The organism is Sulfurihydrogenibium sp. (assembly GCF_028276765.1).
GTDB lineage: Bacteria > Aquificota > Aquificia > Aquificales > Hydrogenothermaceae > Sulfurihydrogenibium.
In genome coordinates, this window is record NZ_JAPYVU010000004.1 from 24,726 (window position 1) to 51,629 (window position 26,904).

The following is a 26,904-nucleotide window of genomic DNA, read 5'->3' on the forward strand; positions in this document are numbered from 1 at the left end:
CTATGGTAGAAGCTAAAATAATTACAACACCTTTAACAGACGAAGTTATAGAAAATCTAAGAGCCGGAGATAAAGTCTTAATAAACGGTTGGGTCTATACAGCAAGAGATGCAGCACATAAAAGAATGCTTGAAGAGTATGAAAAAACTGGAAAATTGCCTTTTGACGTAAAAGGTCAGGTCATTTATTACGTTGGACCTACACCGGCAAAACCGGGTCAAGTAATAGGTTCGGTAGGACCTACAACAGCTTACAGAATGGACAAATACACTCCAAAACTTCTTGAGCTTGGACTAAAAGGAACTATCGGTAAAGGCTGGAGAGGTCCGGAAGTAAAGGAGGCTTTAAAGAAATATAAAGCAGTATACTTTGCTGCTTACGGTGGAACGGCAGCACTTTTATCTAAACATATTACAAAGGTAGAAATGGTAGCATACGAAGATTTAGGACCGGAGGCAATCAGAAAGCTATATTTTGAGAATTTTCCTGTGATTGTTGCTAATGATATATATGGTGGAGATGTCTTTGAAGAAGGTCAAAAGAAGTATAGGAAGCTGGTGATTTAAATTCAATTAAAAATGTCCTTAGCTAATCATTGAGGAAAAGGTGGAATGCAAGTTATACCGATAGATTTTCTTGAAGTTTTGGAAGAGTTAGACCCAAAAACAAAAAATGCAATTATAAAGCTTGTAAAGTTTTTAGGTGAAACTGTAAACAGAGAAGATTTCGTAGCGTTAAAAACAGAGGTAGAAAAACTTACCATATCAGTAAGAGATTTAACAACATCAGTAAAAGAACTTACAGAAAATCAAAAAAAGTTAGAAGAAAAACTTCAGCAGTTAGTTGATACACAAAGGCAGACAGAGGAGAGATTAAATAAACTCACTGAGAAAGTTGAACAGTTAACCGAAAGATTAGACCAGCTAACAGAAAGGGTTAATCAACTTGCAGAAGCACAAAAACAGACGGAAGAAAAATTAAATAAGCTTACAGAAGAAGTAGATCAACTTGCAGAAGCACAAAAACAAACAGAGGAAAGATTAAATAAGCTCACGGAAAGGGTTGAACAGCTTGCAGAGGCTCAAAGACAGACAGAAGAAAGGTTGAATAAGCTCACGGAAAGGGTTAATCAACTTGCAGAAGCGCAAAGACAAACAGAGGAAAGGTTAAATAAGCTCACTGAAAGGGTTGACAAGCTTACTGAAAGATTAGATCAGCTCACTGAGAGAGTTGAACAGTTAACGATATCGGTAAAAGAACTTACAGAGAATCAAAAGAAATTAGAAGAAAGGCTTATTAAGGTTGAAGAAGGTTTAAAACTAACAAGAAAAGAAGTTGGTGGGTTAGCTCATACTGTTGGATACACATTAGAGGATAGAGCTTATAAATCTCTACCAAAACTATTGAAAAAAGACTTTGATATAGATATAGAGGGAAAACTTATAAGAACTTACTTAGAGTTAGGTAAAGAAAAGTTTATTGAAATTAATATTTTTGGAAAAGGAAGACAGAAAGATAAACAAGTTGTAATCATAGGTGAAGGTAAAAGTCAGCTTAAAAAGATGGATGTAGATAAATTTTTGAAAACGATTGAAATGATTAAAAGTTTTTTTGCAGAGAAGATTATACCTATCATGATTACTTATCAAACATTGCCACAAGTAGATAGATATGCAGAAGAAAAAGGAGTAAAGATTTACTACTCATATGACTTTGACTAAATCAATACAAGGAGGTTGACGTAGATGAAGGTCCATGAACATCAGGCAAAAGAGATTTTTAGAAAGTATGGTCTGCCAGTACCAAGAGGTTATCCAGCTTTTGATGTTAAAGAGGCTGTTGAAGCAGCAGAAGAGCTTGGAACATGGCCTGTTGTTGTGAAAGCCCAAATTCACGCAGGTGGTAGAGGAAAAGCCGGTGGTGTTAAACTTGCGAAATCTATAGAAGAGGTTCAGCAAATAGCATCAGAATTACTTGGTAAAAAACTTGCTACATTCCAAACAGGACCGGAGGGTTTACCGGTTAGCAGATTATATATAGAAGAAGCTACAGTAATAGACAAAGAGTTTTATGTGGCTATTACACTTGACAGAAGTAAATCTAAGCCAATTATCATGGTTTCTGCTGCTGGTGGTATGGAAATAGAAGAAGTAGCAGCAACAAATCCGGAGGCAATCATCACTCAAACAATAGAACCGTTCATAGGATTAAGAAGCTATCATGCAAGAGAGCTTGCTTTAAAACTTGGTCTTCCAAAAAATCTATTAAACAAAGCTGCATCAATTTTTACAACTCTTTATAAGATTTATATAGAATTAGATGCTTCAATGGTTGAAATAAACCCATTAGTTTTAACAAAAGATGGAAATATTGTTATTCTTGATGCAAAATTAGAGTTTGACGATAACGGATTGTTTAGACATCCAGAAATTATGGAAATGGACGACCCAACTCAAATTTCGCCGTTAGAAGTAGAAGCTAAAAAATTCAACTTAAACTACATAAAATTAGATGGAAACATTGCATGTATGGTTAACGGTGCAGGTCTTGCAATGTCAACTATGGACACAATCAAGCTTGCTGGTGGAGAACCTGCAAACTTCTTAGATGTAGGTGGTTCTGCAAACGCAACCCAAATAGCAAACGCATTTAAAATAATCCTATCAGACCCTAACGTAAAAGCAATATTTATAAATATTTTTGGTGGTATTTTAAGATGTGATAGACTTGCAGAAGGTATTATCACTGCTGCAAAAGAAGTATCTATAAACGTTCCTGTAATCGTTAGAATGGAAGGAACAAACGTAGAGCTTGGTAAAAAGATGCTTCAAGAATCAGGATTACCATTAATTACTGCTGACACAATGTGGGAAGGTGCATTAAAAGCAGTAGAAGCAGCAAATAAACAACAGTAAAGGAGGTTTAAGATGAGCGTATTAGTAAATAAAAATACAAAAGTAATTGTTCAAGGAATAACCGGAAGAGAAGGAAGCTTTCATGCTATACAATGTAAAGCATACGGAACACAGGTTGTAGGTGGAGTTACTCCCGGTAAAAAAGGTGAAAATGTAGAAGGAATACCTGTATTTGATACTGTAAATGAAGCGGTTAAAGAAACCGGAGCAGACTGTTCACTAATCTTCGTTCCACCACCATTTGCAGCAGATGCAATTTTAGAAGCAGTAGATGCAGGAATAAAAACAGTAATCTGTATTACAGAAGGTATCCCAGTTAATGATATGCTGCCGGTAAAACAGTACATCAAAAAATATTATCCAGACACAGTTTTAATAGGGCCAAACTGTCCGGGCGTAATCACACCGGAAGAGGCAAAAATCGGAATTATGCCTGGTCATATATTTAAAAAAGGTAACGTTGGAATAGTTTCAAGAAGCGGAACATTAACATACGAAGCTGCATATCAGCTTACAACAAGAGGAATTGGTCAATCAACGGCTGTAGGTATTGGTGGAGACCCAATTCCGGGAACAGTTTTTGCCGATGTTTTAAAATGGTTCCAAGATGACCCAGAAACTGAGGCAATCGTTATGATTGGTGAAATTGGTGGAACAGCAGAAGAAGAGGCTGCAGAATTCATAAAATCTTATGTTAAAAAACCGGTTGTTGCATATATAGCCGGCGTAACAGCACCACCAGGAAAAAGAATGGGACATGCTGGAGCTATTATTTCCGGTGGAAAGGGAACAGCAGCAGAAAAATACAAAGCTTTAGAATCTGCAGGAGCAATAACGGTTAAAAACCCATCAATAATTGGAGAGACTGTAGAGAAGATTTTAAAAGGAAACTAATAAATTAATTCATCCCGAGGCTGTAAAGCCGAGGGATCACTTTTTTATGAAAATAATAGACGTTAGGCTGTTCCAAAATTTTTGTAAATTTGCCTTTCCTTGTCATCCTGAGGCCGAAGGCTGAAGGATTTCTTTTTTGGTTTTTTGACTTGAAGAGAAAAGTAAGGGATTCTTCGTCAGCTACAGAATGAAGATGCTAATTTTTGGAACATACCCAATTTTACTTTAACAACTATCATTTAATCCTTTTTAGCGTTATATTTACCTTTCCTTCAATTTCTATAAGATACGGTACATCTTCATTTTTATTTATGTATATCGTAATCCTTTTTGTTTTACTATTTTGTGGCTCAAATATGTAAACATATTCTGATGCTGTATCTTGCTTTGATATTCTTAGGGGTGTATCGTTGACTTCAATTTTCATGTTTAAAATATCATCTTCTTTTAATCTACCTTTAAAAAACTGGGATATTATTGGTAGCCAAGGTTTTTTTTCATATATTTCTTGGTTTTCATATATTTTTTCCTTTTCTTTTTCTTTCTCATAAAGAGCTTTGTAATCATTCTGTTCTAAATAAACAAAGTCATAATTGTACAAAAATCTTAATGATGGGTAAGTTTGCCCTCTTGCTTCGATTTTGTTGTCTTTTTTAATAAAGTAAACTTCACCAACTCCTATTCCCAATGCATACACTTTATATACAGCTGTATAATCTTCTTCCTTCTTTGTTTTACCTTCGTATGTTACGACATAAAAAGGCTCTGTTCTAACTATTTCTTCATCAGATTTAGAAGATTTAAGTCCAGTTAAAATTATTGAGATAGTTATTATTGTGATTAAGATTTCGTTCATTTAAATCAAACCTGCTTTTGCAAAGCTGTAAAAATCTTTTTTACCAACAATTATATGGTCAAGTAAATCAAATCCAAGCTCGTTGGCAAGGGTTTGAAGCTTTTTAGTAAACTCAATATCTTCTTGCGATGGAGTTGGGTCATTGTTCGGATGGTTATGGCTTATTATAATTCCATTACAGTTATGCTTTATTGCATAGTATAAAATGTCTCTTGGCAGCACTCTAACTACGTTTAAAGAGCCTTTTGCTATAACTTCTTGAGCTATTAGATGGTTAGAGCTGTTTAAATATAGAGCTACCATATGCTCTTGGGTCTCTTTTGATAAAAATTTTAGATAATTAAAAGCATCAGACACGGAAGAGATTTTTATTTTTTCAGCATGGTCGTCCATTCTCTTTGCAATTTCTATGATTGCAAGAATTTGTAAAGCTTTTGCCTCACCAATGCCTTTTATTTTTTTCAAATCATCTAAGGTTATATCTTTTAGGTCTTTAAAGCTTTTTCCATTGAGTATTTTTTGTGCAAGTCCTATGACATTTATTCCTTTCGTTCCACTGCCAAGAGATATTGCTAAAAGCTCTTCATCAGAAAGGGAAGAAAAACCCTCTTTAAGGGCTTTCTCCCTTGGAAGCATATCTTTTGGAAGTTCTTTTATACGTTTTTTATAAATAAGTCTATCTTGTTTCATTCTTCTCTTTGCCAGTAAACTCTCACATACTTTTTGCCTTCTGGATAGCTTAGCTTTAAATCTCCTTTATGTGCTCTATGGATAGCTTCACCTATTCTTCTTGCAAGATGCTCATAAGTTGTTTTAATTACAATTTCGTCATCTTGTTCTTCTATAGAGATAATTCTTTCTAATGGTCTGTATCTCATCTCCTCTTCTTCTACATTTTTGATTTGATTAAAGATTTCTTCTTTATGTTTTTGTAAATAAGGAGATATTTTTAAATAAACTACTCCACCTTCGTATTTATCCTCAATTCTTCTGCATGCCGGGCAGATAAATTTTTCTGCGTTTGCCGGCGGTGGATTTATCCATTCAAAAATTCCATCGTGAAAAACGACGCCACATCTTTCACATACAGATGGGTCGTGATATTTTTCCTTTGTAAAGTATGGGTCGTGAATGTACTCTTGAATTAGTTTATCCATTCTTTTCATGATTTTCTCTCCTTTGTTTCTTATTTAACAAATAACATACTTTAAATGAGTCAAATAAAAGCTCGTTGATGGTAGTAAAATTTTTAATATCAAAATTCCTACCAAGAAGTTAATAAAACTCCATATCTATATTAAATTATTCCAAATTTAAAAGTCTTCTGAAGGCTAAAAGATTTTGAAGCAGTAAAGTGCTTAGTTTTTCCATTCTGTCAAGATTTTCCCTATCTGAGGGTTGAGGGTTTTTTGTGTCTATTTGCATGCTAATTTCATGAAATTCGCAATGAATCTTTTCTATCTTTTCCACCAAAGACCTCAATTCATCAGGAAACTCATTCTTTAAAGGTGCCATATGACTGTCCCACTCTAAACCAAACTTACATTCATGACAGGATTTATGTTCAAATTTTTCACCTTTTTCTATAGCCTTTTCTAAATTAGATATGCAAATAGCATGCTGAGCAATCAACATATCCGCTTCATCAAGAAACTCTTTTATTCTTGCTAATGACATCTTTACGCCCTCTCTTTAAAGACTTCTTATAAGTCTGTTTCTAATTTAAAAGCTTCTAGTCCAATAGCACTTTTTAAAAATACCTAAGGTAATTCCTTGTTTGAGCATATAATCTGCTTAATTTTACCATATATTAAATTTATAATCAAAAATTAAAAATTTGAAGTTTTATAAACCACCGATATAAAATTTTTGCCTAATTATTATGCCAAGGTGGTCAAAATGGCGAAAGATTTTGTTCATTTACATTTACACTCTCATTATTCACTACTTGATGGAATGATAAAGCCAAAAGAGCTTGCAAAAAAAGCGGTTGAATATGGATATAAAGCAGTTGGTCTTACTGACCATGGAAATATCTTTGGAGCTGTCGAGTTTTATGAAGAAATGAGAAAAGTCGGCGTTAAGCCGCTTATAGGTATGGAAAGCTACTTTACTAACAACAGATTTGAGAAAAAAGGTGAAGGTTCAGACGATATTCTTACAGATAAAAACTATCATTTAATCCTTTTTGCCAAAGATAAAACAGGATTTAAGAATCTGATGAAACTATCTTCCATAGCATACACTGAAGGATTTTACTATAAACCAAGAATAGATTGGGAACTTCTTGAAAAGTATCATGAAGGACTCATCTGTCAAACAGCTTGTTTAAAAGGATTTGTTCCAAATCTCCTTGCACAGGGTAAATACGAAGAAGCTAAAAAATATGCAAAAAGATTAAAGGATATCTTTGGAGATGATTTATATTTTGAAATTCAGGTAAATGGTTTAGAAGAGCAAAATATAGCTAACGAAGGAATAATAAAGCTTGCAAAAGAGCTTGGTGTTAAGGTTGTGGGAACCAACGATTCTCACTATCTAAACCCAGAAGACCATATAGCTCACGATGTAGTAAAAGCATTACAAATGAAGAAAACACTAAAAGAATTATACTCAGAAGGCAAGGCTTTTAGAGTTAAAGGTCTTCATTTTACAAGACCGGAAGAGATGTATGAGAAATTTAAAGGCTATGAAGAGTATTTAAAAAATACAGTGGAAATTGCAGAGAAATGTAATTTAGAGATAGATACAGCTGAAACAAGAGGATACTTATTCCCTAAGTTTGAAACTCCGGAAGGAATGACCCCTGCCCAGTATTTTGAAAAACTTGCAAGAGAAGGATTGGAAAGACGATTGGAGAACATAAAAAACCTAACCCCTGAAAAACTCAAAGAATACAGAGAAAGATTGGATTATGAGATAAATGTTATAAACCAAATGGGTTTTGCAGAATACTTTTTGATAGTTCAAGATTTTATTAACTATGCAAAGAAAAACGGAATACCGGTAGGACCTGGCAGAGGTTCAGCTGGCGGTTCATTGGTTGCATACTGCTTAGGAATAACAGAAGTAGACCCTCTTAAACACGGACTACTTTTTGAAAGATTTTTAAATCCCGATAGAATCTCAATGCCGGATATAGACGTAGACTTTTGCATGGAAAGAAGAGAGAAAGTTATTGATTATGTTAAACAAAAGTATGGAGAAGATAGCGTAGCCCAGATTATCACGTTTAACTTTATGAAATCTAAAATGGTTATAAGAGATGTTGCAAGAACCCTTGGATTTCCTTATCAAGAAGCAGATAAAATCGCAAAAATGATACTGCCTGGACCAACTCAAGGCTCAACGCTAACAATAGATGAAAACTTAGAAGCCCATCCTGACTTTAAAAAACTGTATGAAACTGATGAGAAGGTAAGGGAGCTTTTAGACCTTGCAAGAAAGTTAGAAGGTTCAGCAAGACACACAGGAATCCATGCAGCCGGTATTGTTATAGCTCCTGGACCACTGGATGAATACGTGCCTGTATACAGAGATAAAGACGGAAACAGGGCAACCCAGTTTGAGATGAAAACCTTAGAACAGCTTGGACTTGTAAAAATGGACTTTTTAGGTCTAAAAACTCTAACAGAACTTGATTATATGAAAAAATTAATCAAAGAAAGACATGGAGTAGATGTTGATTATAACAGTTTACCTTTTGATGATGAAAATGTTTTTAAACTTTTACAATCAGGAAGAACTACCGGTGTATTCCAATTAGAAAGTAAAGGTATGCAAGACCTGTTAGTAAGATTAAAGCCATCAAACTTAGACGAAATTATAGCTATTCTTGCACTATTTAGACCCGGACCGCTTATGAGTGGAATGGTAGACGAATACATAGAAAGAAAGCATGGTAGAAAGCCTATAGAATACCCATTTGAAGAAGTAAAGGATATACTAAAAGAAACATACGGATTGATTGTATACCAAGAGCAGATAATGTTTATGTCAAACATACTTTCAGGGTTTACCATGGCAGAAGCTGATACATTAAGAAAAGCTATAGGTAAGAAAAACCCTGAAGTTATGGCAAAAATGAAAGACAGATTTATTAATGGAGCAGTAGAAAGAGGATTTGATAGAGGAAAAATAGAAAAACTTTGGGACGATATAGAAAAGTTTGCTTCTTATTCGTTCAACAAATCTCACTCAACAGCTTATGCATATCTAACATACTGGACAGCATGGGTAAAAACGTACTATCCTGAAGAATTTTTCTCAGTAAAACTATCAACTGAAAACAACGACAGTAAATTCTTAAACCTACTTCTTGACATGGAAAACTTTAACATAAAAATCTTGCCGCCGGATGTAAACAAAAGCATGCCTGAGTTTGCCATAGAAGAAAAATCTCAAATCAGATTTGGATTATCAAGAATCAAAGGTATTGGAGAAGAGGTCGCAAAATCCATAGTTGAAGAAAGACAAAAAAATGGTCCATTTGTGGATATTTTTGATTTCTGCGAAAGATTTGATACAAAAGTAGCAAACAAAAAAGTTTTAGAATCTTTGATAAAGGCTGGAGCTTTTGATTTTGAAGGGATTGATAGAGGCATCTTGCTTGAAAACGTAGAAAAGGCAATCACAGCAGGACAAAAAGCAAGAGATAGCAAATCAGCAGGACAAAACTTACTTTTTGCTCTTGCAACAACACCTGTCGTAAACGTAAAACACACATACGAAGGTGGAACTAAATTAACAGAAAAAGAAAAATTGAGATTAGAAAAAGAAGTTCTTGGATTTTACTTCTCTGGACATCCATTGAATGCTTATAAAAATGAGTTAAAGGGCAAAGTATTAAAAATTAGCCAGATTGTGGAGTCTGCTTTTGGCGATAAAACTTTCCAGTCAGGTTCAAAAGTTAAAATTGCGGGCGTAATAGATGAGATTAAATACAAAAAAACAAAATCCGGAGCTACAATGGTAGTGTTTCAGATTTCTGACGAGACCGGACAGATGGATGTAAGAGCATTTCCGGAAAAACTTGAAAACAAAGAATTACTTCAAGATGACAATATAGTCATTTTAGAAGGCGTTTTAGAAGTAGATGAAGAACAGGAGAAAATATCAATGACGGCGAATAATATTGAATCGATAGAAAGCTTAACAAGAGAGATTAAAGGCATTAAAATAAAACTTTCAAGAGAAAAAGCGGCCAATGGTGTATTAGAAAAAATAAAGGATGTTTTAACTAAAAACAAAGGAGATAAAGAGGTTGTAGTTGTTCTTTATAATGGTAGAAAACCATACTGTGAAATTGTTTTACACTCCGATTTTCATATAAATTATGATGAAAACTTTAAATATGAAATACTTAATCATCTTTCTGAGAAGGAGATAGAGGTGTATTGAAAGAGTGTTCCAAGATTCTTGCAAGCTTACCTTTCCTTGTTATCCTCAGGCTGTAAGCCGAAGGATCTCCTCTTTTAAAAATTGAGGGAAAAAGGAGATTCTTCGCTTTGCTCAGAATGACAATGTTAATTTTTGGAGCAATCTCTTTTATTATAGACCCACATTATCCCTATGATATCATATTATATTAAAAATCATAAGACCAATGAGGCGTTGGCGTTAATGGATTTAAAAAATTTTAAGCTCACTGTGCCAACAGATTTTACTATTGGTATTCTTGGCGGTGGACAGCTTGGAAAAATGATTGGTTTTGAATGTAGAAAACTTGGCTTAAACGTTGTATGCCTTGACCCACACGAACAAGCTCCAGCTTCTTCTGTATGCAAACAAATAGTTGGCAGTGTAAATGATAAAGAAAAACTGGCAAAATTAAACAATATATCAAACATTATCACATACGAAATTGAACATATAAATATAGATTCTTTAAAAGAAACAATTCCGACAGACAAAATTTATCCATCACTAACAACTCTTGAAATCCTGCAAGACAAATACAAGCAAAGAATGTTTTTTAAAAAATATAACATTCCTCAGCCGGAATTTTTAGAAATAAAAGATATTTCAGAAATAAAAAAACATATTCCGTGCGTTCAAAAGATAAAAAAAGGTGGGTATGATGGCAGAGGTGTAGTTGTTATCAAATCAGAAGAGGATTTAAATAAAGCGTTAAAAGAAGAATCTTATATAGAATCATTAGTAGACATAGAAAAAGAAATTGCTGTCATAGTAGTTAGAAATATTAATGGAGATATTAGGATTTATCCAGTTGTTGAAATGGTATTTAATCCGGAGGGAAATCTGCTTGAATATCTTTTAGTGCCGGCAAATATTGATGAAAAACATTATAAACTTGCACAGGAAATATCAATTTCAGCTGTTGAAGCTTTGGAAGGTGTTGGAGTTTTTGGTGTTGAGTTATTCCTTACAAAAGATGGAAAAATACTTTTAAACGAAATAGCACCAAGAGTTCATAACTCAGGACACTATACAATAGAAGCCTGCGAGACAAGTCAGTTTGAACAGCTTGTCAGAGTATTAACAAACCTACCCCTTGGCTTAACAAATCAGTATTTACCGGCTGTAATGATAAATTTACTTGGAGAAAAAGGCTACAAAGGAAAGCCAATTTATGAAAATTTAGACAAAGTTCTCGCGATAGATGGTGTATACGTTCATATTTACGGAAAATTAGAAACATTTCCGCTTAGAAAGATGGGGCACATTACAATAATAGATTATGACAAAAACAGACTTATAGAAAAAGCAAAAGTAGTGAAAGATTTAATCAAAGTAAAAGGAGAAGTTCAGATATGATAGGAATTATCATGGGAAGTGATTCAGATTTACCTGTAATGTCAAAAGCAGCTGCTATATTAGATAAATTTGAAGTTCCTTATGAGATAACAATCGTATCAGCTCACAGAACGCCGGACAGAATGTATCAGTATGCAAAAACAGCAGAAGAAAGAGGTATTAAAGTAATCATAGCCGGAGCAGGTGGTGCAGCCCATCTTCCTGGAATGGTTGCATCATTAACACATCTTCCTGTAATTGGCGTTCCGGTAAAAACTTCTTCTTTAAATGGTCTTGATTCTTTGTTATCAATCGTTCAAATGCCGGCAGGAATACCGGTTGCAACAGTAGCCATAAACAACGCAGAAAACGCTGCATTACTTGCTTTATCTATACTATCTACCTTTGATAAGAATATTGCAGATAAATTAAAGCAATATAAGGAAGAGCTAAAAAATAAAGTAGAAGAAAAAGCCAAAAAACTTGAAGAGATTGGTTATAAATCATATATTGAAGAGATGGGAATTTGAAAATAGAGGATTGGACTATGAGTGATGTAATTCCATTAAAAGCATATCAAATACTTGAAGATGCACTTGGAAAAGAGAAAGCCCAGGCATTGGTAGAAGTTTTATCAACTCATATCTCCAACGAGCTTATGAACACAAAGGAATCTTTAAAAGTAGAAATTTCCGAAGAGCTTAAAAAAGAGCTTGCTACTAAGTATGATTTAAAAATTTCAGAAGTTGAACTTAAAAAAGAAATTGACTTAGTAAGAAAAGAGATTGATTTAGTTAGGAAAGAAATTGACTTAGTAAGAAAAGACATGAAGATTATGGAAATCAGACTTATAGCTATAATAGTAATAATAAACATAATTTTTAATCCAAACGCCTTAGAGCTTTTAGGAAAGCTTTTTGGGATTATAAAATAAACAGGAGGTTATAAATGTTTGAACTTTTAACAGAAAAGTTTAGCTCAGTAGTTGAAAAATTAAGAGGCGTTAAAAAAATAGATGAAAAAACTCTTGATGAAGCACTTAAAGATATAAGAACAGCTTTATTAGAGGCTGATGTTAATGTTGATGTTGTAAAAGAGTTTATCTCTGATATAAAACAAAAAGTTCTTGGGCAAGAACTTATAAAGGGTCTTTCTGTCGGTGAGACAATTATTAAACTAATCTATGATGAAACAATAAAAATTCTTGGTGGAGAAGAGCCACCAACGCTTGCAAAACCAGACAATCCACCGGCAATAATAATGTTGGTTGGTCTGCAAGGTACCGGAAAAACTACAACAGCAGGTAAGCTTGCAAAATATCTTAAATCAAAAGGTTATAGGGTCGGTGTTGCTTCTACAGACGTAAGAAGACCGGCGGCAGCAAAGCAGTTATGCACCCTTGCCCAATCTATAGATATACCTTGTTTTGTTGATGAGGAAGAAAAAGATGTATTAAAACTTACAGAAAAAGTTATCCAAGATGCTAAAAAACAAGGATTTTCTTACATAATATTAGACACTGCCGGAAGATTACATATAGACCAAGAATTAATGGAAGAGTTAAGGAAAATAAAAGAAAAAGTCAAACCGGCTGAAGTTTTATACGTAGCAGACGCAATGCAAGGTCAAGATGCAATCACGACCGCAGAAGAATTTCATAAAGCCGTTGGACTTACCGGCGTAATCCTAACAAAGCTCGATGGTGATGCAAAAGGTGGTATCGCTCTATCGGTTAGGAAAGTTCTTGGAGTTCCAATCAAATTTATTGGAACAGGAGAAAAAATTGAAAATTTAGAGCCATTTTATCCAGATAGAATAGCTCAAAGAATACTTGGTCTTGGTGACATACAAACATTGATTGAAAAAATGCAGGCTGCTATTGAAGAAGACAAAGCCAAACAAATGGCAGAAAAAATTATGAATGCAGAATTTACTTTAGAAGATTTAAGAGACCAAATTAGAATGATTAGAAATCTTGGACCTATAGAGCAGATTTTAAAGATGATTCCAGGCGTGGGAAGTAAGATAAAAGATTTAAAAGTAGATGAAAAACAGCTTGTAAAAATAGAAGCTATTATCAATTCAATGACTCCAGAAGAAAGAGCGAAACCATACATAATAAACAGTAGCAGAAAGAGAAGAATAGCAAGAGGTAGCGGAACTACGATTTTAGATGTTAACAAAGTTTTAAAACAGTATGAAGAGATGAGAAAAATGATGAAGAAAATGAAAAAAATATCTAAAGGCGGAGGGCTTAATCTACCGTTTAAATTGCCATTTTGATTAACTTACAGAAAGAATAAGTAGGAGATTTAAAATTTTTGTAAGTTTACCTTTCCGTGTCATCTTAAGGCTGTAAGCCGAAGGATCTCCTCTTTTAAAAATTGATAAAATACGAGATTCTTCGCTTGACTGCAGAATATCTATCACTCTTAGTTTTTTACACCTTCCAATATTTTCTCTTTTAGCTCTTCTAAGCTTTCTACATGAAAAATGATTTTTTCTTTTTCAATTTTGATAGGATTTAGATTTTCTATAAGCTTTAATATTACTTCCGGATTTGTTTGGTCTGATAGTTGTAAGTAAGCTAAATCTGATTTCATATGAAGTTTTTTTATTTTTAACTGGGATAGTAGTTTTTTTATCTCCGAGGCAACTAAGTATAAATCGAATGCTTTTGGTAAATCATTGTAGAATTCTTTTAGGTATTTTCTTAATTTTTCTATCTCTTCATAATCTTCTGCTTTTGATACAGCCATGTATATGTTTAGCCTTTCTGTTGGGTCTTTAATAAAATCTTGTGGAATGTAATAATCAAAATCTATCTCTATTTCGGTTTCAAACTCTTTTTCTCCCATTTCCTCGTTGATAGCTTCCTTTAAAAGTTTAACGTAGTAATCAAAGCCTAAGGATTTTATAAAACCGCTTTGTTCAACCCCGAGAATATTTCCTGGTCCTCTTATTTGCATATCTTCAATAGATACTTTTAAGCCTGAACCCGGTCTTGTTAGTTTTAAAAGTGTATCGATTCTTCTTTTTGCATCTTTTGTTATTTCTTTTGGAACTATCAAATAGCAGTAAGCTTGGATATTACCTCTTCCAACTCTTCCTCTTAAATGATAAAGCTGTGCAAGTCCAAACAAATCAGCTCTATCTACGATTAACGTGTTAGCTGTTGGAATGTCTATTCCTGTTTCAATAATAGAAGTAGAAACTAAAACGTTTGTTTTTCCTTCTAAGAAATCGATAATCTTTTTTTCTATCTCGGAGGGCTTCATTTTACCATGTATAAAGTCTATTTTTGCTTTTTTGACTAAGTTTTTTAAAAAATCTACTGTTTCTTTGATTGTCTCTATTCTGTTATGTAGATAAAAAACCTGTCCGTTTCTGTCTATTTCAAATTCAATAGCTTTTTTTATAAGCTCTTCATCAAAATTTGAGACATATGTTTTTATCTCATACCGTCCTTCCGGCGGTGTGTTTAAAACTGATATATCTTTTAATCCTGAAAGTGCCATGTTTAACGTTCTTGGAATTGGCGTTGCAGTTAAGTATAAAGTATCTACACTTTCTCTTATCTGTCTTATTTTTTCTTTTGCTTTTACTCCAAATCTATGCTCCTCATCAATCACAAGGAGCCCAAGCTTATTAAAAGATAAGTTAGTATGTAAGATTTTATGAGTTGCTACCAAAACGTCTATTTTTCCTTCTTCAAAAGCTTTTATTGTACTATCATTTTCCTTTTTTGATTTTAATCTTGAAAGATTTTCTACGATTATTCCGTAAGGTTCAAGCCTTTCTTTTAATTTTTTATAATGCTGATAAGCAAGGACAGTAGTTGGAACCAAAAGCAAAGCTTGGTATCCATTTATTACAGATATAAAAATACCTCTGATGGCTACTTCTGTTTTACCAAAGCCAACATCTCCGCATATTAGCCTTTCCATTGGCTTTGGCTTTGAAAAATCGCTTTTTATGTCTTTTATGGCTTTTATTTGGTCTGGTGTTTCTACAAATGGAAACTCTCTTTCAAACTTGCTTATTAGCTCATCATCTGTTTTTAATGGGGGTCTGTATGTATTTTGTCTTTTTGAATAGATCTCTAACAGATTTTTTGCAATATTTTTCAAAGACTCTTTAACTTTTTTCTTTAGATTTCTCCAAGAAGTACCACCGATTTTATCAATCTGAATGATAGAGTTGGTTTTATATTTATGAATTTTATCAAAATGAAGGTATGATACATAAACCTTCTCATCGCCTGCATACTCAAGAATCATAAAATCATAAACTTTTCCTCTAATCTCTCTTGTCTCTATCCCTCTGTAGATACCTATCCCAAAATCCTCATGAATTATATAATCACCTTCTTTTAACGGCTCAACGTCTAACTCTAACTTCTCTTCAACCTCTGGCAGGAAAGCTGTTTTTTCGTTAAGTAGTACAAGCTCTTTTTTTAACGGAATTTTATAGACAGCAAACTCTTGTGTAATATCTTTTATAGTTCCAACCTCAGGATTAGAAAATTTTGAGAAAAATTGGCTTTTGACAGGTAAATTTAAGTCTTCATATATATCTAAGGTATAAACATCGTTTTTTAAATAATCTCTAAAAAGGCTATTTTCCTGATCTTCAAAAATAAGTGGTGCTTGTGATTTGATGTTAAAGTCATAAAGCGGCAAAATGAATATTTCTTCTATTTCTTTTCTTGTTAAGATTTTTGATTTTAGAAAGATGTTTTCTATTGTATCACCGAAAAAATCTATATCTACTATACCTACCTTGGGAATGTTTATAGATAAAAAGCCACCTTTTACAGAAAATTCCCCTTCATTTTCCGGAAAATCTTCTCTTATGTATCCAAGTTTATAAAGCTTTTCTATCAAAAACTCTCTGTTTAATTCTCCGTTTTTCTTTATATTGATGATGTTTTTTAAGAAATTTTCTTTTGTTCTAACCTTTACACTTAAAGCATCTTTGGAAAATACCAAAATCCAACTTTTTCCTGCTAAGATTTTATAGATAGCATAATTTCTCTCAATCTGACTTAAAAGGTCCAATTTTTCTTGAGAAGATGGAAAATGAATAATTTCAAAGTCTTTTTTGAAGAAATCCTTATAAGCCTTAAGATTTAAAAAGCTTTCTTTTGCAGACTTTTCAGAGCCTGTTATCAAAAATAAAGGCTTCTCTTTTTGAGTAAGCAAATATTCACAATATGAACTGTTGCCTGTGTATACTTTCATAACATGCTATTATACATTAAATACAAGCATTTTATCAAAAATTTATATTGTCTAAAGATTAATCTTTTGAGAGTATAACTCTTTTCCAAGCAAAGAATCTCCGCCTTTTTCTTCATTATTAAAAAGACTTTAAAAAGCTCAATAAGAGTGCTGTAAAAATTTTCGTAAGCTTACCTTTTCGTGTCCTCCTGAGGGCTTTAGCCCGAAGGATCTCCTCTTTTAAAAATAAGAAAAAATGAGATTTTTTGCCGGCTGCAGAATAAGGTTATCCTTTCCCTGATGCTTATCATTCAACCTTTTCCTATAATTCTGAGGATTTCAGTTCGATGAATCTCATTTTTAATCCAATATATTCTTGGAGGATGAAACTGCTTGCAAGAATCCATGCTGTCATTCTAAAGCCGTCACGAAACTTCTTGTTGGATGACAAAAGAACCGATGACGTCATTCTAAAAATTTTAAAACAACTTTAAAAAACTTCCTCATTTCAATCTGCTTTTAGTATGCTTAAAAATGCCTCTTGTGGAAGTTCTACTTTACCAAACTGTTTCATTCTTTTTTTACCCTCTTTTTGTTTTTCGAGGAGTTTTTTCTTCCTTGTAATATCTCCACCATAACATTTTGCCAATACATCACTTCTAAGTGGTGCTACCCTGTTTGATGCGATAATTTTTGAACCTATCGCTGCCTGTATTTTTACTTCAAAAAGCTGTCTTGGAATAACTTCTTTCATTTTATCAACTAAATTTCTTCCTACTCTGTATGCCTTATCTCTGTGAACTATGAATGACAAAGCATCTACCGGCTCGCCGTTGATGAGAATGTCCATTTTGACTAAATCACCTTCTCTATAGCCTATAAATTCATAATCAAAAGATGCATAACCTCTTGAAACTGTTTTTAGTTTATCATGAAAGTCAAACAAAACCTCTCCAAGTGGAATTTCGTATCTAAGTAAAACTGTTTTTTGGTCTATGTATTCAAAGCCTTTTTGAATTCCTCTTTTTTCTTGTACAAGCTGCATAATTGAACCAACATAATCATTTGGTGTAATGATGCTTGCTTCTATGTATGGCTCTAAAATTTTGTCTATTTCGTTTGGATTTGGAAGTTGAGATGGATTTCTTACTTCTATTTCCTTTCCTTTTGTTGTGATTACTTTATAAATAACGTTTGGTGCAGTTGTGATTAGTTCTATATCATACTCTCTTTCAAGTCTTTCTTGAACAATTTCAAGATGAAGCAGACCTAAAAATCCACATCTAAATCCCATTCCAAGTGCTGGAGAAGATTCTACTTCGTAGGTTAATGCTGCATCATTTATAGAGTATCTTTCTAATGCATCTCTCATATCTTCAAAGGTTGTGTTTCCGGTTGGATACAATCCGGCGTATACCATAGGCTTTGCCGGTCTAAATCCTTCAACCGGTTTATCTGTTGGTCTTTTTGCATCTGTTATAGTGTCTCCAACTCTGATATCTCTAACGTCTTTGATAGCTGCTGCAACGTAACCAACATCTCCGGCTTTTAGGCCATCAAGCTTTGTCATTTTCGGTGTTTGTGCTCCAACCTCTGTGACTTCAAACTCTTTTCCTGTTGACATTAATCTAATTCTTGTTCCTACTTTGACTTCCCCATCAATAACTCTTATGAATGCTACAGCTCCTCTGTATGGGTCGTAGTAAGAGTCAAAGATTAAAGCTTTTAATGGTTTATTTTCATCGCCTTTTGGTGGTGGTATTCTTTTGACTATTGCTTCTAATATATCCTCTATTCCTATGCCTGCCTTCCCTGATGCTAAAATTGCTCCTTCTGGGTCAAGTCCTAAAACTTCTGCAATCTGCGTTTTTATTCTTTCTACGTCAGCAGATGGAAGGTCTATTTTGTTTATGACCGGTATTATTTCAAGGTTTAGGTTTAATGCTTGCCAAAATGTAGCTATGGTTTGGGCTTCAATTCCTTGGGTTGCATCTATGAGTAATAATGCTCCTTCGCAAGCTGCTAATGACCTTGATACTTCATATCCAAAGTCTACGTGTCCGGGTGTATCTATCAAATGTAGTGTATAATCTTTATACTTTAATCTAACTGCTTGGAGTTTTATAGTGATTCCTCTTTCTCTTTCTATGTCAAGGGTGTCTAAAAGCTGTTCTTTCATTTCTCTTTTTTCTAACCCACCTGTAAACTCAATAAGTCTATCTGCCAAGGTTGATTTTCCATGGTCTACATGGGCTATTATAGAAAAGTTTCTGATTTTTTCCATTCTCTCGCTCAAATTCCTACACCTCAACAGTAATTCCTCTTTCTCTTTCTATACTATAAAAGTATCTAAGAGTTGCTCTTTCATTTCTCTTTTTTTGCATCCACCTTTAAAACTCAATAAGCCGTATGCCAAGGTTGATTTTCCAATGACCACCAGGGCTATTATAGAAAAGTTTCTAATTTTTTCCATTATCTCGCTCAAATTCCTACACCTCTTTGGCAAAATTGTATAATATTATAATCTATTAACTTTCAACTAAAAGGACAGATTTTGAAGAAAAAAATTATTTTAGGGCTGATAGGCTTTATCTTTTTATTTACACTTATTTTTGGCTTGTACGTTTTTATCATTACAAGAGACCTACCAAATGTAAAAGAGCTTGAAAACTGGAAACCTCCGGAAGCATCTGTAATCTACGATTATAAAGATAGAGTATTTTCAGAGCTTTACGTTCAAAAAAGATACTACGTTTCTATTGATAAAATTCCGGACTATGTAAAAAAAGCATTTATAGCCGTAGAAGATAAAACATTCTACGAAAATCCTGGGATAGATTTTTTTGGAATACTAAGAGCTTTTATTAGGAATATTTTCAGCGGCGGCGTTGTAGAAGGTGGAAGTACAATTTCTCAACAGCTTGCTAAAAACTTATTCTTAACACCGGAAAGAAGTATAAACAGAAAAATTAAAGAAATAGTCTTGGCGCTTAGATTAAACAAAGTTTATTCAAAAGACAAAATACTTGAGATGTATCTTAATCAAATTTATTTAGGACAAGGAAGTTATGGTGTAGAAGCGGCAGCCCAAACATATTTTGGAAAACATGTATGGCAGTTGGATGTTTGCGATGCTGCTGTATTAGCCGGACTTCCAAAAGCACCCACAAAGTATAATCCATACCAAAATTTAGACCTTGCTGAAAAAAGAAAGAAAGTCGTTCTAATGCGAATGTTAGAAGAAGGCTATATAGATGAGCATCAATATCAAAGATGCGTTGAAAAACCTATAAGGCTTGCTGGAATTGTAAAGACAGATACATTTAACGATTATTTTGTAGAGCTTATTAGACAGTGGGTTGTTGAAAGGTACGGCGAAGATGCTATCTCTCAAGGTGGTTTAAAAATTTATACAACCATAGACAGAGATTTACATTATTATGCACAAAAAAGACTTCAAAATTGGCTTGAAGAGATGCAGGCACGTGTTGGATTTCCAAAGCTTTTTAAAGATGAGATTGAAAGTTTAAAACAAAAATACGAATCTCAAAATGTCAGTCCAGAGACATTAATAGCAAATAGTATCTATGTAGCTAAAATAAAGTCTGTTTCAAAAAATAAAATAACTTTCACGATAGACGAAGTAGAGGGTGAAGCATCTGTTAAAGGTAGCACAGCAAATTTACAAAAAGACGGCTATGTATATGTAAAATATACAGAGGATAGAAAGTTTAAAGTCTTACCATTTTTAGAAGGAGTAGTGTTAAGTATAGATTCTAAAACAGGTGGCATAAGGGTAATAGTTGGTGGATATGAATTTAGAAAGTCCCAGTTTAACAGAGCACTACAAAGCAAAAGACAGCCAGGCTCTGCTATAAAGCCGATTATATATGCAACCGCGATACAAAACGGATACACCCAAATCTCCATTTTAAAAGACGAGCCTATCTCGTTTTGGGATTACAGTCAAAATAAAGAATGGGTACCTAAGAATTACGATGGAATATACAGAGGAAACGTAATACTAAGAACCGCATTAGCCAAAAGTTTAAACGCTGCAACTGTTTATTTACTATCTCAGTTAGATTTTGACCCTGTAATTGCTACAGCCTATAGATTAGGAATAAAACAAAAACTACCAAAATATTATTCTCTTGCTCTTGGTTCTGTAGAACTAACACCCATAGAGCTTGCAACTGTTTATGCAACCTTTGGAAATCAAGGGACAAGATGCGAACCTTACTATATTAGGAAAGTAGTAGATAGAAACGGAAACATACTTTATCAGCAAGAGCCAAGATGTGAAGACGTATATCCAAAACCAGAAAACGCCGTTATGGTAGATTTACTTAGAGCCGTAACAACCGAAGGAACAGCAGCAAGAGCAGCATCTTTACCATTCCAAACAGCAGGAAAAACCGGAACAACAAACGATTATGCAGACGCATGGTTTGTAGGATTTGACCCAGATTTAACAACTTTGGTATGGATTGGTTATGATAGAAGAAAGCAAATAGGAAAAGGTATAGCAGGAGCAGAAGGAGCTTTACCACTTTGGATGGATGTTATGCTGTATGCAAATAGAGGTATGTCTTACAAACAATTTCCTAAGGTGGAAGGAACTATATACATACCAATTGACCCAATTACGTTAAAAGTATCTAATGGAAACTGTCCCGGAAGATTCTTCCTTTTTGTCGATGGAACATATCCTCAGGTTGATTGTGATGGAAACCCTGTAGATTTAAGCAAAATTTATCCACCTCCACCACAAGAACCACCATCAGAAAATCCTACTGAAACACAACCTGAGCAACCACAAGAAAATACTCCACCACCAGATACTATAAATCCAGAAACACCAAAGGATAAAAGTTCGTCTCCTTCTGATAAGAACACGGTTGATAGTGAAGAGATAATCAATATAATAAAGAAAAATCAGTAAAAGGAGCTTTTGAAATGAAATATGCATATCCAAATGAAAAGGGATACTTTGGAATATTTGGCGGTAAATACTTACCAGAAACTCTCATGCCAGCTTTAGAAGAGTTAGAACAGCAGTATTTAAAAATCAAAAACGATGGGGACTTTAAAAGACAACTTTTATACTATCTTACAGAGTATGCAGGTAGACCAACGCCTTTATATTTTGCATCACGATTAACCAATGTTGTTGGTGGAGCAAAAATTTATTTAAAAAGAGAAGACTTGTTACATACAGGAGCCCATAAGATAAATAATACACTTGGACAGGTTTTGCTTACAAAAAAAATTGGCAAAAAAAGAATCATTGCAGAAACTGGAGCAGGACAACACGGTGTTTCTACGGCAACAGCAGCATCTTTGTTTGGTTTAGAATGTACTATTTATATGGGTGAAGAAGACGCAGAAAGACAAGCGTTAAACGTTTTTAGAATGAAGCTGCTTGGAGCAGAAGTTAAAATAGTTAAAGCCGGCAGTAGAACATTAAAAGATGCTGTTAATGAAGCATTGAGAGATTGGGTTACTAACGTTAAGACAACTCATTATATCATTGGTTCAGCACTTGGACCCCATCCTTTTCCGATGATTGTTAGAGATTTTCAATCTGTGATAGGCGAAGAAGTAAAACAGCAAATACTTGAAATAGAAGGAAAATTGCCTGATGTTATAGTTGCATGCGTTGGCGGGGGAAGTAATGCAATAGGTATTTTTTATCCTTTTATTGAAGACACGCAGGTTAGACTTGTTGGAGTAGAAGCGGGCGGTTATGGAATAGAAACCGGCATGCATGCAGCCAGCATAAACGGCGGTACCATTGGAGTACTTCACGGAATGAAATCTTACTTTATTCAAGATGAGTGGGGACAAATAGAAACAACCCATTCAATTTCTGCCGGATTAGACTATCCTGGTGTTGGTCCGGAGCATGCATTTTTGAAAGAAATTAAAAGAGCAGAGTATATTACCGCAACAGATGAAGAAGCATTAGAAGGGTTTTTATTGCTATCAAGAACAGAGGGGATAATACCTGCGTTAGAAAGCTCCCATGCTGTTATAAAAGCGGTAGAAATTGCAAAAAGCTTAGACAAATCTAAATCTGTTGTTATAAATCTATCAGGCAGAGGAGATAAAGACGTTCAATCGGTAAAAAATCTTCTTGATACAGATAAAGAGTTGTATGAAAGATTGCTAAGCAGATTAAAAGAAAAGTATGGGGTTTGAAACTCTCTATACGTCGGATGAGAAATTTAATAAAAGTATGAGATTCTTTGCACGGCTGCAGAATGATAACATTAGGTAACTTTATCATCCTAATGTTGATTTGAAAAGAATAGAAGCACTTGCTTACTTATCAATTCTTAACTATCCACCAATCATTTTGCAAGACCTAAACTTTCTCTAAGTAATAAATCATCCTTTCTCCAATCAATAAAATATCGAAACATAACTTTACCCATATAATAAATGTAAAGATAGAGCCCATGGTCAAATAAAGAGGATTGGCTGAAAAAAAGTTTAAAATTAAAAAAGTAAATGCGATTTTTAAAAGAAACACGAGCATACTTATAAAAATTGAAATTGTTAGAACATGTTTAATAAAATTCTTCCTTTTTTCTTGGACGGGCGTAAAAAAATAGTAAATAAGCCATATTATAAGAGCAAAAATAAATATTTCAGAAAGATTTAAAATTATCTGAAGCAAACCTAATTTATTATTAATGAATTCAAGGAAATTTTTAATTCTTTCAATAAAAAGAATATCTTTACTTACATCGGAAGAAATTTTTTCTATATTAGAAAATAAAAATTTTACGATAAATAAAAAAACATAGAAGACAAGAATTAATGTAACCAAGAAAGGTAAGGCTAACATGGATATGATTAAAATTACTTTACCCTCGGCAACCTTTGCCTCGTATATATAACTAAAAGCTTGAGATATAGCTACAAACAAGTCTTTTGAAAAAAATATAGAAAGAAGAATAGTTATAACGATAGACTTTTGAGCAACTTGATATTGTGAGAGTTTTAAAACAGTATTCAAAAAACTTTCTGCAGAATTAGGAAAGATTTTATAAAGGATGAAATAAATTTCAGAAATATTGATAATTGCAATTAAAGAAATTACAGATATTATGAAAAATAATAAAGGAAAAATTGTCATTAAGAAATAGAATGTTAAGGCTGAAGAATGGTAAGCGTAATTATTTGCTATATAGTCTTTTAATGATAGATACAGAATTTTAAAAGGGGTTTTTACAACCCCTACTTTGTTATCAACTTTCTGCTTTAACAACTTCTTCTAATTTTCTAACTTTCTCTTCAATTTCAGCCAAGGTTTTTTCTTTTTCTTCTTTTGTTAAAGTTTCTTCTTTTTTGATCAAAGAAGTTAACCTTTCAATTAAATCATTAACCGCCGTTTTTGCTTTTTCTGTAAGTTCAGCTTCTTTTAGATTTTCTTGGATTTCTGATAATTTTGCTAAAATTTCATCCTTTCTTTTGTATGCAAAATATGCTCCTACTGCTCCAAGAACAGAACCTACCGCAATTAATAGTGTTGACTTTTTCATTTTGCTTACCTCCTATGATTGTAATATCTTTTCTAACTTTTTTATTTTTTCTTCCACAATATTAAGTATATCCTCTTCTTCCTCTTTTGCAACCTTTTCAGATTTATCCAAAAACGACTTCACTGACTCTATTACATCCTTTGCCTTGTCTTTGATTTCACTTGTTAAATCGTTATCTTTTATTTTCTTTTCAAGATTTCCTATTTTTTCTAAAATCTCTTTCTTTCTATCAGCAACAACATATCCAAATAACGCTCCTAAAATAAAAGCAATTAACCCTAATAGAAAGTTTTTGTTTTTCATTTCCTTCTCCTAAACATTCTCATAAACCCCAAAAATCTGCCCATAACCTGAAAGCCTTGAATAAATCCTATAATTTTTGGAGAAATGGTTTTATAATCATTCCTTATATCATTAATCAAGGTCATTAGTTTTATCAAAACAAGTATCCAAACTATAGTTCTTATTAAGGCAAAAATTGCCATAAATATCATTGAAGTTGCAATTATTCCTAAAAATACAGCTTCCATCTTAATAAAACCTCTATACTAATTTAACTTCTATCTCTGGTGCTTTTAACATTGAGTTGCTAACAGTACAACCTCTTTTTCCAATGACAATAACCCTCTCTCTTTGCTCCGGTGTTAAATCTCCATCAAATGATACTTCTAAGGTTATATATTCATATCTATTTTCTGTTTCATGCTTTTTGCCATGAATACTAATTTTCAAATTTGATATATTAAGCCCCTTATGTTTTGCATAAGCATCAACTGTTATACCAAAGCAGTATCCGATGGATATTAGCATTAAATCTGTTGCGTTGAAAGTAGTATCTGATAAATTTAAAACAAAATCTTTATTTTCCATTTTTCCTAAAAAACCTTTATCTGTCAGTTCTACTATTGCCTTTTTTTCTTCTGCCATTTTAACCTGGTCAACCAAACTGTACAAATCTTGCACAGCTTGGGTCAGGGTATTTGTATTCCGCCATTTCAGACACTTCCGACCCTGACAGGCGGTATTTTGGAAGTGTCATAGTCCCTGTACCAAGCACAGGAACTAACCTGTTAGCCACTGCTATCCAATCCTTTGAAACGATTACACGCTTCAAAGGAGAAAGATCTCTATACAATCTTTCAAGACAGCAGAAGGCTAAGGCTATGGAAAGAACTTGCCAGCTTTTATGTCCGCTTGTAGGCAGACCCCTCACCTGTTCCTTCCGTTGGTTGACAGGCTGTTGGGTAGCTGTCTTGCTCTTTCCACTTTCTAAACGTTCAACGTCCAACGTGAAACGTTCAACGTTCAACGTGAGACGTGAGACGTGGTTTTGTAATGTTTTTAGGTTTTTTCTTAATTTTGCTAATGTGCTTTTTAGTTTGTTTCTTTTGTATTCGTTTTTCTCTTCTTTTAACTTTTGTTTTAGTTTTTTAATGTTATCTTCAATTCTTGCTATAGTGTATGATAGAAAATCAGTATCGTTTAACAGCTCTTTGTAATTTTTAGGCAGTCTCTCTTTATATCCCAATCCTCTTCTTGATATTACGTAAGCTCCTGCTATGTCTTTGTCTATGTTGTATTGTGGTGCGTATTTGAGTTTTCCAATTACTGATGTATACGCAGGATTGACTTTTATTATTTCTATCCCGTTTCTTTTTGCCAGTATCTCTATTTTGTTTAACAGTCTTTTATAGCTCCATTTTTGTAGTCTTCTTCTTAATTTTGCAAATCCATCTCCTCTTTTGCCTTTTGGTAGTTTGTTTAAGTTTTCGATAGATATTGCTTTTTTCTCTTCCTTTGCTATCTCTATTATCCTATGTGCTATTTGCCATTCTAAATACTGTCTTTTTTCTGAGTTTGCTTCTAATAATTCGTTTAAATTAATGCTTTTATACTTTTCTAAATTTCCGTCTTTACTTGTAAAAGCTAACGCTAAATGAAATGGATATGCGTTTACATCTATGCCTATTATTCCATTGTCTTTTTTGATTGTGATAGGTGGTGTTTTCTCTTCTATAGATATAAAAGCGTATACATTACCGTTTTTTACTTTTAGTCTGACTGAGTATGGAAACCATTCTCTGTATTTATATGCATTTTCAAGCATGAACATAAAATATATCCATTTGTCATTTTTTCTTTTAACATCTCTAATTACTTTTGCGTAGATATATTGTCTATTCCCTGTATTTATTCTCAAATATAGCTCATTATCAATCCACTGAAATCTTAAATTTAGATTTCCTTGTTTAGATTTATCTCCTCTTGAATACAAATTTCCCTGTCTGCTTTCTTTCCATTTTGTCTTTAGCTGTTTTCTTCTTTTACCTGTCAAATGGTTTTTCTTTAGTTGCTCAAACACTTTCCTTGAGCCAAAGATAAGCTTTTTTGGATTTTGACCTCTTTCTTCGCATGATGAAATCATTGATTGTGCTAAAAATATAGCATCATCTGAGTATCTTGTGTTTATGCTAAATAGTCTTGATAAATGCTTTTTTAAATCTTTTCTTTTTTCACCTTCTAATAACCTTTGATAAGAATATCTCATAGCAGATGAAAATCTACGCATCAAATCTAATACAATCTTTTTGTCTTGCATATTTTGAAATTCAATCAGGCATTGGAGTGTTGTCATCTTTAATTACTCTCTTTTCTTACTATTTACAATTTTAAACTTTTTGTTTTTATATTATCAACATACGCTTTTT

At 33.4% G+C, this 26,904-nt stretch carries 24 protein-coding genes; 11 read left to right on the plus strand and 13 right to left on the minus strand.

All coding sequences use genetic code 11. From position 1 onward, the window contains the following. Positions 1 to 2: 2 nt before the first annotated feature. The 4 genes from Q0929_RS01310 to sucD are packed head-to-tail and all read left to right on the plus strand — an operon-like array spanning position 3 to position 3,809. Positions 3 to 566, plus strand: a complete 564-nt coding sequence (locus Q0929_RS01310; protein ID WP_299237785.1) for a Fe-S-containing hydro-lyase — start codon at positions 3 to 5, stop codon at positions 564 to 566. Positions 567 to 611: 45 nt separating this feature from the next. Further along, positions 612 to 1,721 (plus strand): chordopoxvirus fusion protein, encoded by a 1,110-nt coding sequence (locus tag Q0929_RS01315; protein ID WP_299237786.1) that lies wholly within the window; start codon positions 612 to 614, stop codon positions 1,719 to 1,721. A gap of 24 nt (positions 1,722 to 1,745) precedes the next feature. Then, entirely contained in the window at positions 1,746 to 2,915 is a 1,170-nt protein-coding gene (sucC, locus tag Q0929_RS01320) for an ADP-forming succinate--CoA ligase subunit beta (protein ID WP_299237787.1), read from the plus strand. 12 nt (positions 2,916 to 2,927) lie between these two features. Next, positions 2,928 to 3,809 (plus strand): succinate--CoA ligase subunit alpha, encoded by an 882-nt coding sequence (gene sucD, locus Q0929_RS01325; protein WP_299237788.1) that lies wholly within the window; start codon positions 2,928 to 2,930, stop codon positions 3,807 to 3,809. A 235-nt stretch (positions 3,810 to 4,044) separates the two neighbouring features. Here the strand turns inward: sucD and Q0929_RS01330 are convergent, their stop codons facing one another. From Q0929_RS01330 to Q0929_RS01345, 4 genes are all read right to left on the minus strand, one after another. After that, complete coding sequence (locus Q0929_RS01330) at positions 4,045 to 4,665, minus strand: hypothetical protein (RefSeq protein WP_299237789.1); 621 nt, start codon at positions 4,663 to 4,665, stop codon at positions 4,045 to 4,047. Then, positions 4,666 to 5,355 carry a DNA repair protein RadC gene (gene radC, locus Q0929_RS01335; RefSeq protein WP_299237790.1) on the minus strand — a complete coding sequence of 230 codons (690 nt, stop codon included), beginning with the start codon at positions 5,353 to 5,355 and terminating at the stop codon, positions 4,666 to 4,668. It abuts the gene before it with no gap. After that, positions 5,352 to 5,831: a BCAM0308 family protein gene (locus tag Q0929_RS01340; protein WP_299237791.1), complete on the minus strand. Its 480-nt coding sequence runs from the start codon at positions 5,829 to 5,831 to the stop codon at positions 5,352 to 5,354. The genes radC and Q0929_RS01340 overlap by 4 nt, the downstream gene beginning before the upstream one ends. Positions 5,832 to 5,967: 136 nt before the next feature. Next, on the minus strand, positions 5,968 to 6,342 hold the full coding sequence (locus Q0929_RS01345; protein ID WP_299237792.1) for a CZB domain-containing protein: 375 nt from the start codon (positions 6,340 to 6,342) through the stop codon (positions 5,968 to 5,970). A gap of 222 nt (positions 6,343 to 6,564) precedes the next feature. Here Q0929_RS01345 and dnaE point away from each other — a divergent pair, with 222 nt between their 5' ends. The 5 genes from dnaE (at position 6,565) to ffh (ending at position 13,704) form a co-directional block, all read left to right on the plus strand. Next, entirely contained in the window at positions 6,565 to 10,065 is a 3,501-nt protein-coding gene (gene dnaE / locus Q0929_RS01350; RefSeq protein ID WP_299237793.1) for a DNA polymerase III subunit alpha, read from the plus strand. Between the two features lie 222 nt (positions 10,066 to 10,287). Further along, positions 10,288 to 11,442 carry a 5-(carboxyamino)imidazole ribonucleotide synthase gene (locus tag Q0929_RS01355; protein ID WP_299237794.1) on the plus strand — a complete coding sequence of 385 codons (1,155 nt, stop codon included), beginning with the start codon at positions 10,288 to 10,290 and terminating at the stop codon, positions 11,440 to 11,442. After that, complete coding sequence (gene purE / locus Q0929_RS01360; RefSeq protein WP_299237795.1) at positions 11,439 to 11,951, plus strand: 5-(carboxyamino)imidazole ribonucleotide mutase; 513 nt, start codon at positions 11,439 to 11,441, stop codon at positions 11,949 to 11,951. Before Q0929_RS01355 ends, purE begins: the two co-directional genes overlap by 4 nt. Before the next feature lie 17 nt (positions 11,952 to 11,968). After that, a complete protein-coding gene (locus tag Q0929_RS01365; RefSeq protein WP_299227457.1) occupies positions 11,969 to 12,355 on the plus strand; it encodes a hypothetical protein in 387 nt (128 codons plus the stop codon). A 14-nt stretch (positions 12,356 to 12,369) separates the two neighbouring features. Then, complete coding sequence (gene ffh, locus Q0929_RS01370) at positions 12,370 to 13,704, plus strand: signal recognition particle protein (RefSeq protein ID WP_299237796.1); 1,335 nt, start codon at positions 12,370 to 12,372, stop codon at positions 13,702 to 13,704. 149 nt (positions 13,705 to 13,853) lie between these two features. On the opposite strand, the gene Q0929_RS01375 is transcribed toward ffh, so the two are convergent. From Q0929_RS01375 to Q0929_RS01385, 3 genes are all read right to left on the minus strand, one after another. Then, positions 13,854 to 16,595 carry a DEAD/DEAH box helicase gene (locus Q0929_RS01375; RefSeq protein ID WP_299237797.1) on the minus strand — a complete coding sequence of 914 codons (2,742 nt, stop codon included), beginning with the start codon at positions 16,593 to 16,595 and terminating at the stop codon, positions 13,854 to 13,856. 556 nt (positions 16,596 to 17,151) lie between these two features. Beyond that, positions 17,152 to 18,927 carry a translation elongation factor 4 gene (gene lepA / locus Q0929_RS01380; RefSeq protein WP_299237798.1) on the minus strand — a complete coding sequence of 592 codons (1,776 nt, stop codon included), beginning with the start codon at positions 18,925 to 18,927 and terminating at the stop codon, positions 17,152 to 17,154. Positions 18,928 to 18,975: 48 nt separating this feature from the next. Further along, positions 18,976 to 19,116 (minus strand): hypothetical protein, encoded by a 141-nt coding sequence (locus tag Q0929_RS01385; RefSeq protein WP_299237799.1) that lies wholly within the window; start codon positions 19,114 to 19,116, stop codon positions 18,976 to 18,978. A gap of 81 nt (positions 19,117 to 19,197) precedes the next feature. On the opposite strand from Q0929_RS01385, the gene Q0929_RS01390 reads away from it, so the two are divergent. Continuing rightward, positions 19,198 to 21,588, plus strand: coding sequence for a PBP1A family penicillin-binding protein (locus Q0929_RS01390; protein ID WP_299237800.1), 2,391 nt, complete (start codon positions 19,198 to 19,200; stop codon positions 21,586 to 21,588). A gap of 14 nt (positions 21,589 to 21,602) precedes the next feature. Next, positions 21,603 to 22,847 (plus strand): tryptophan synthase subunit beta, encoded by a 1,245-nt coding sequence (trpB, locus tag Q0929_RS01395; RefSeq protein WP_299237801.1) that lies wholly within the window; start codon positions 21,603 to 21,605, stop codon positions 22,845 to 22,847. Positions 22,848 to 23,013: 166 nt separating this feature from the next. Here the strand turns inward: trpB and Q0929_RS01400 are convergent, their stop codons facing one another. The 6 genes from Q0929_RS01400 to Q0929_RS01425 are packed head-to-tail and all read right to left on the minus strand — an operon-like array spanning position 23,014 to position 26,831. Continuing rightward, on the minus strand, positions 23,014 to 23,922 hold the full coding sequence (locus Q0929_RS01400; RefSeq protein WP_299237802.1) for a YhjD/YihY/BrkB family envelope integrity protein: 909 nt from the start codon (positions 23,920 to 23,922) through the stop codon (positions 23,014 to 23,016). Beyond that, the gene (locus tag Q0929_RS01405; RefSeq protein WP_299237803.1) at positions 23,903 to 24,196 is read right to left on the minus strand and encodes a YtxH domain-containing protein; all 294 of its coding nucleotides are present in this window, start codon (positions 24,194 to 24,196) and stop codon (positions 23,903 to 23,905) included. Before Q0929_RS01405 ends, Q0929_RS01400 begins: the two co-directional genes overlap by 20 nt. Positions 24,197 to 24,208: 12 nt before the next feature. After that, positions 24,209 to 24,499 (minus strand): phosphohydrolase, encoded by a 291-nt coding sequence (locus Q0929_RS01410; RefSeq protein ID WP_299237804.1) that lies wholly within the window; start codon positions 24,497 to 24,499, stop codon positions 24,209 to 24,211. Next, the gene (locus Q0929_RS01415) at positions 24,496 to 24,726 is read right to left on the minus strand and encodes a hypothetical protein (RefSeq protein ID WP_299237805.1); all 231 of its coding nucleotides are present in this window, start codon (positions 24,724 to 24,726) and stop codon (positions 24,496 to 24,498) included. The genes Q0929_RS01410 and Q0929_RS01415 overlap by 4 nt, the downstream gene beginning before the upstream one ends. Before the next feature lie 13 nt (positions 24,727 to 24,739). After that, positions 24,740 to 25,123, minus strand: a complete 384-nt coding sequence (locus tag Q0929_RS01420; protein ID WP_299237806.1) for an OsmC family protein — start codon at positions 25,121 to 25,123, stop codon at positions 24,740 to 24,742. Positions 25,124 to 25,133: 10 nt separating this feature from the next. Beyond that, complete coding sequence (locus tag Q0929_RS01425; protein ID WP_299237807.1) at positions 25,134 to 26,831, minus strand: IS200/IS605 family accessory protein TnpB-related protein; 1,698 nt, start codon at positions 26,829 to 26,831, stop codon at positions 25,134 to 25,136. Positions 26,832 to 26,904 lie beyond the last annotated feature (73 nt).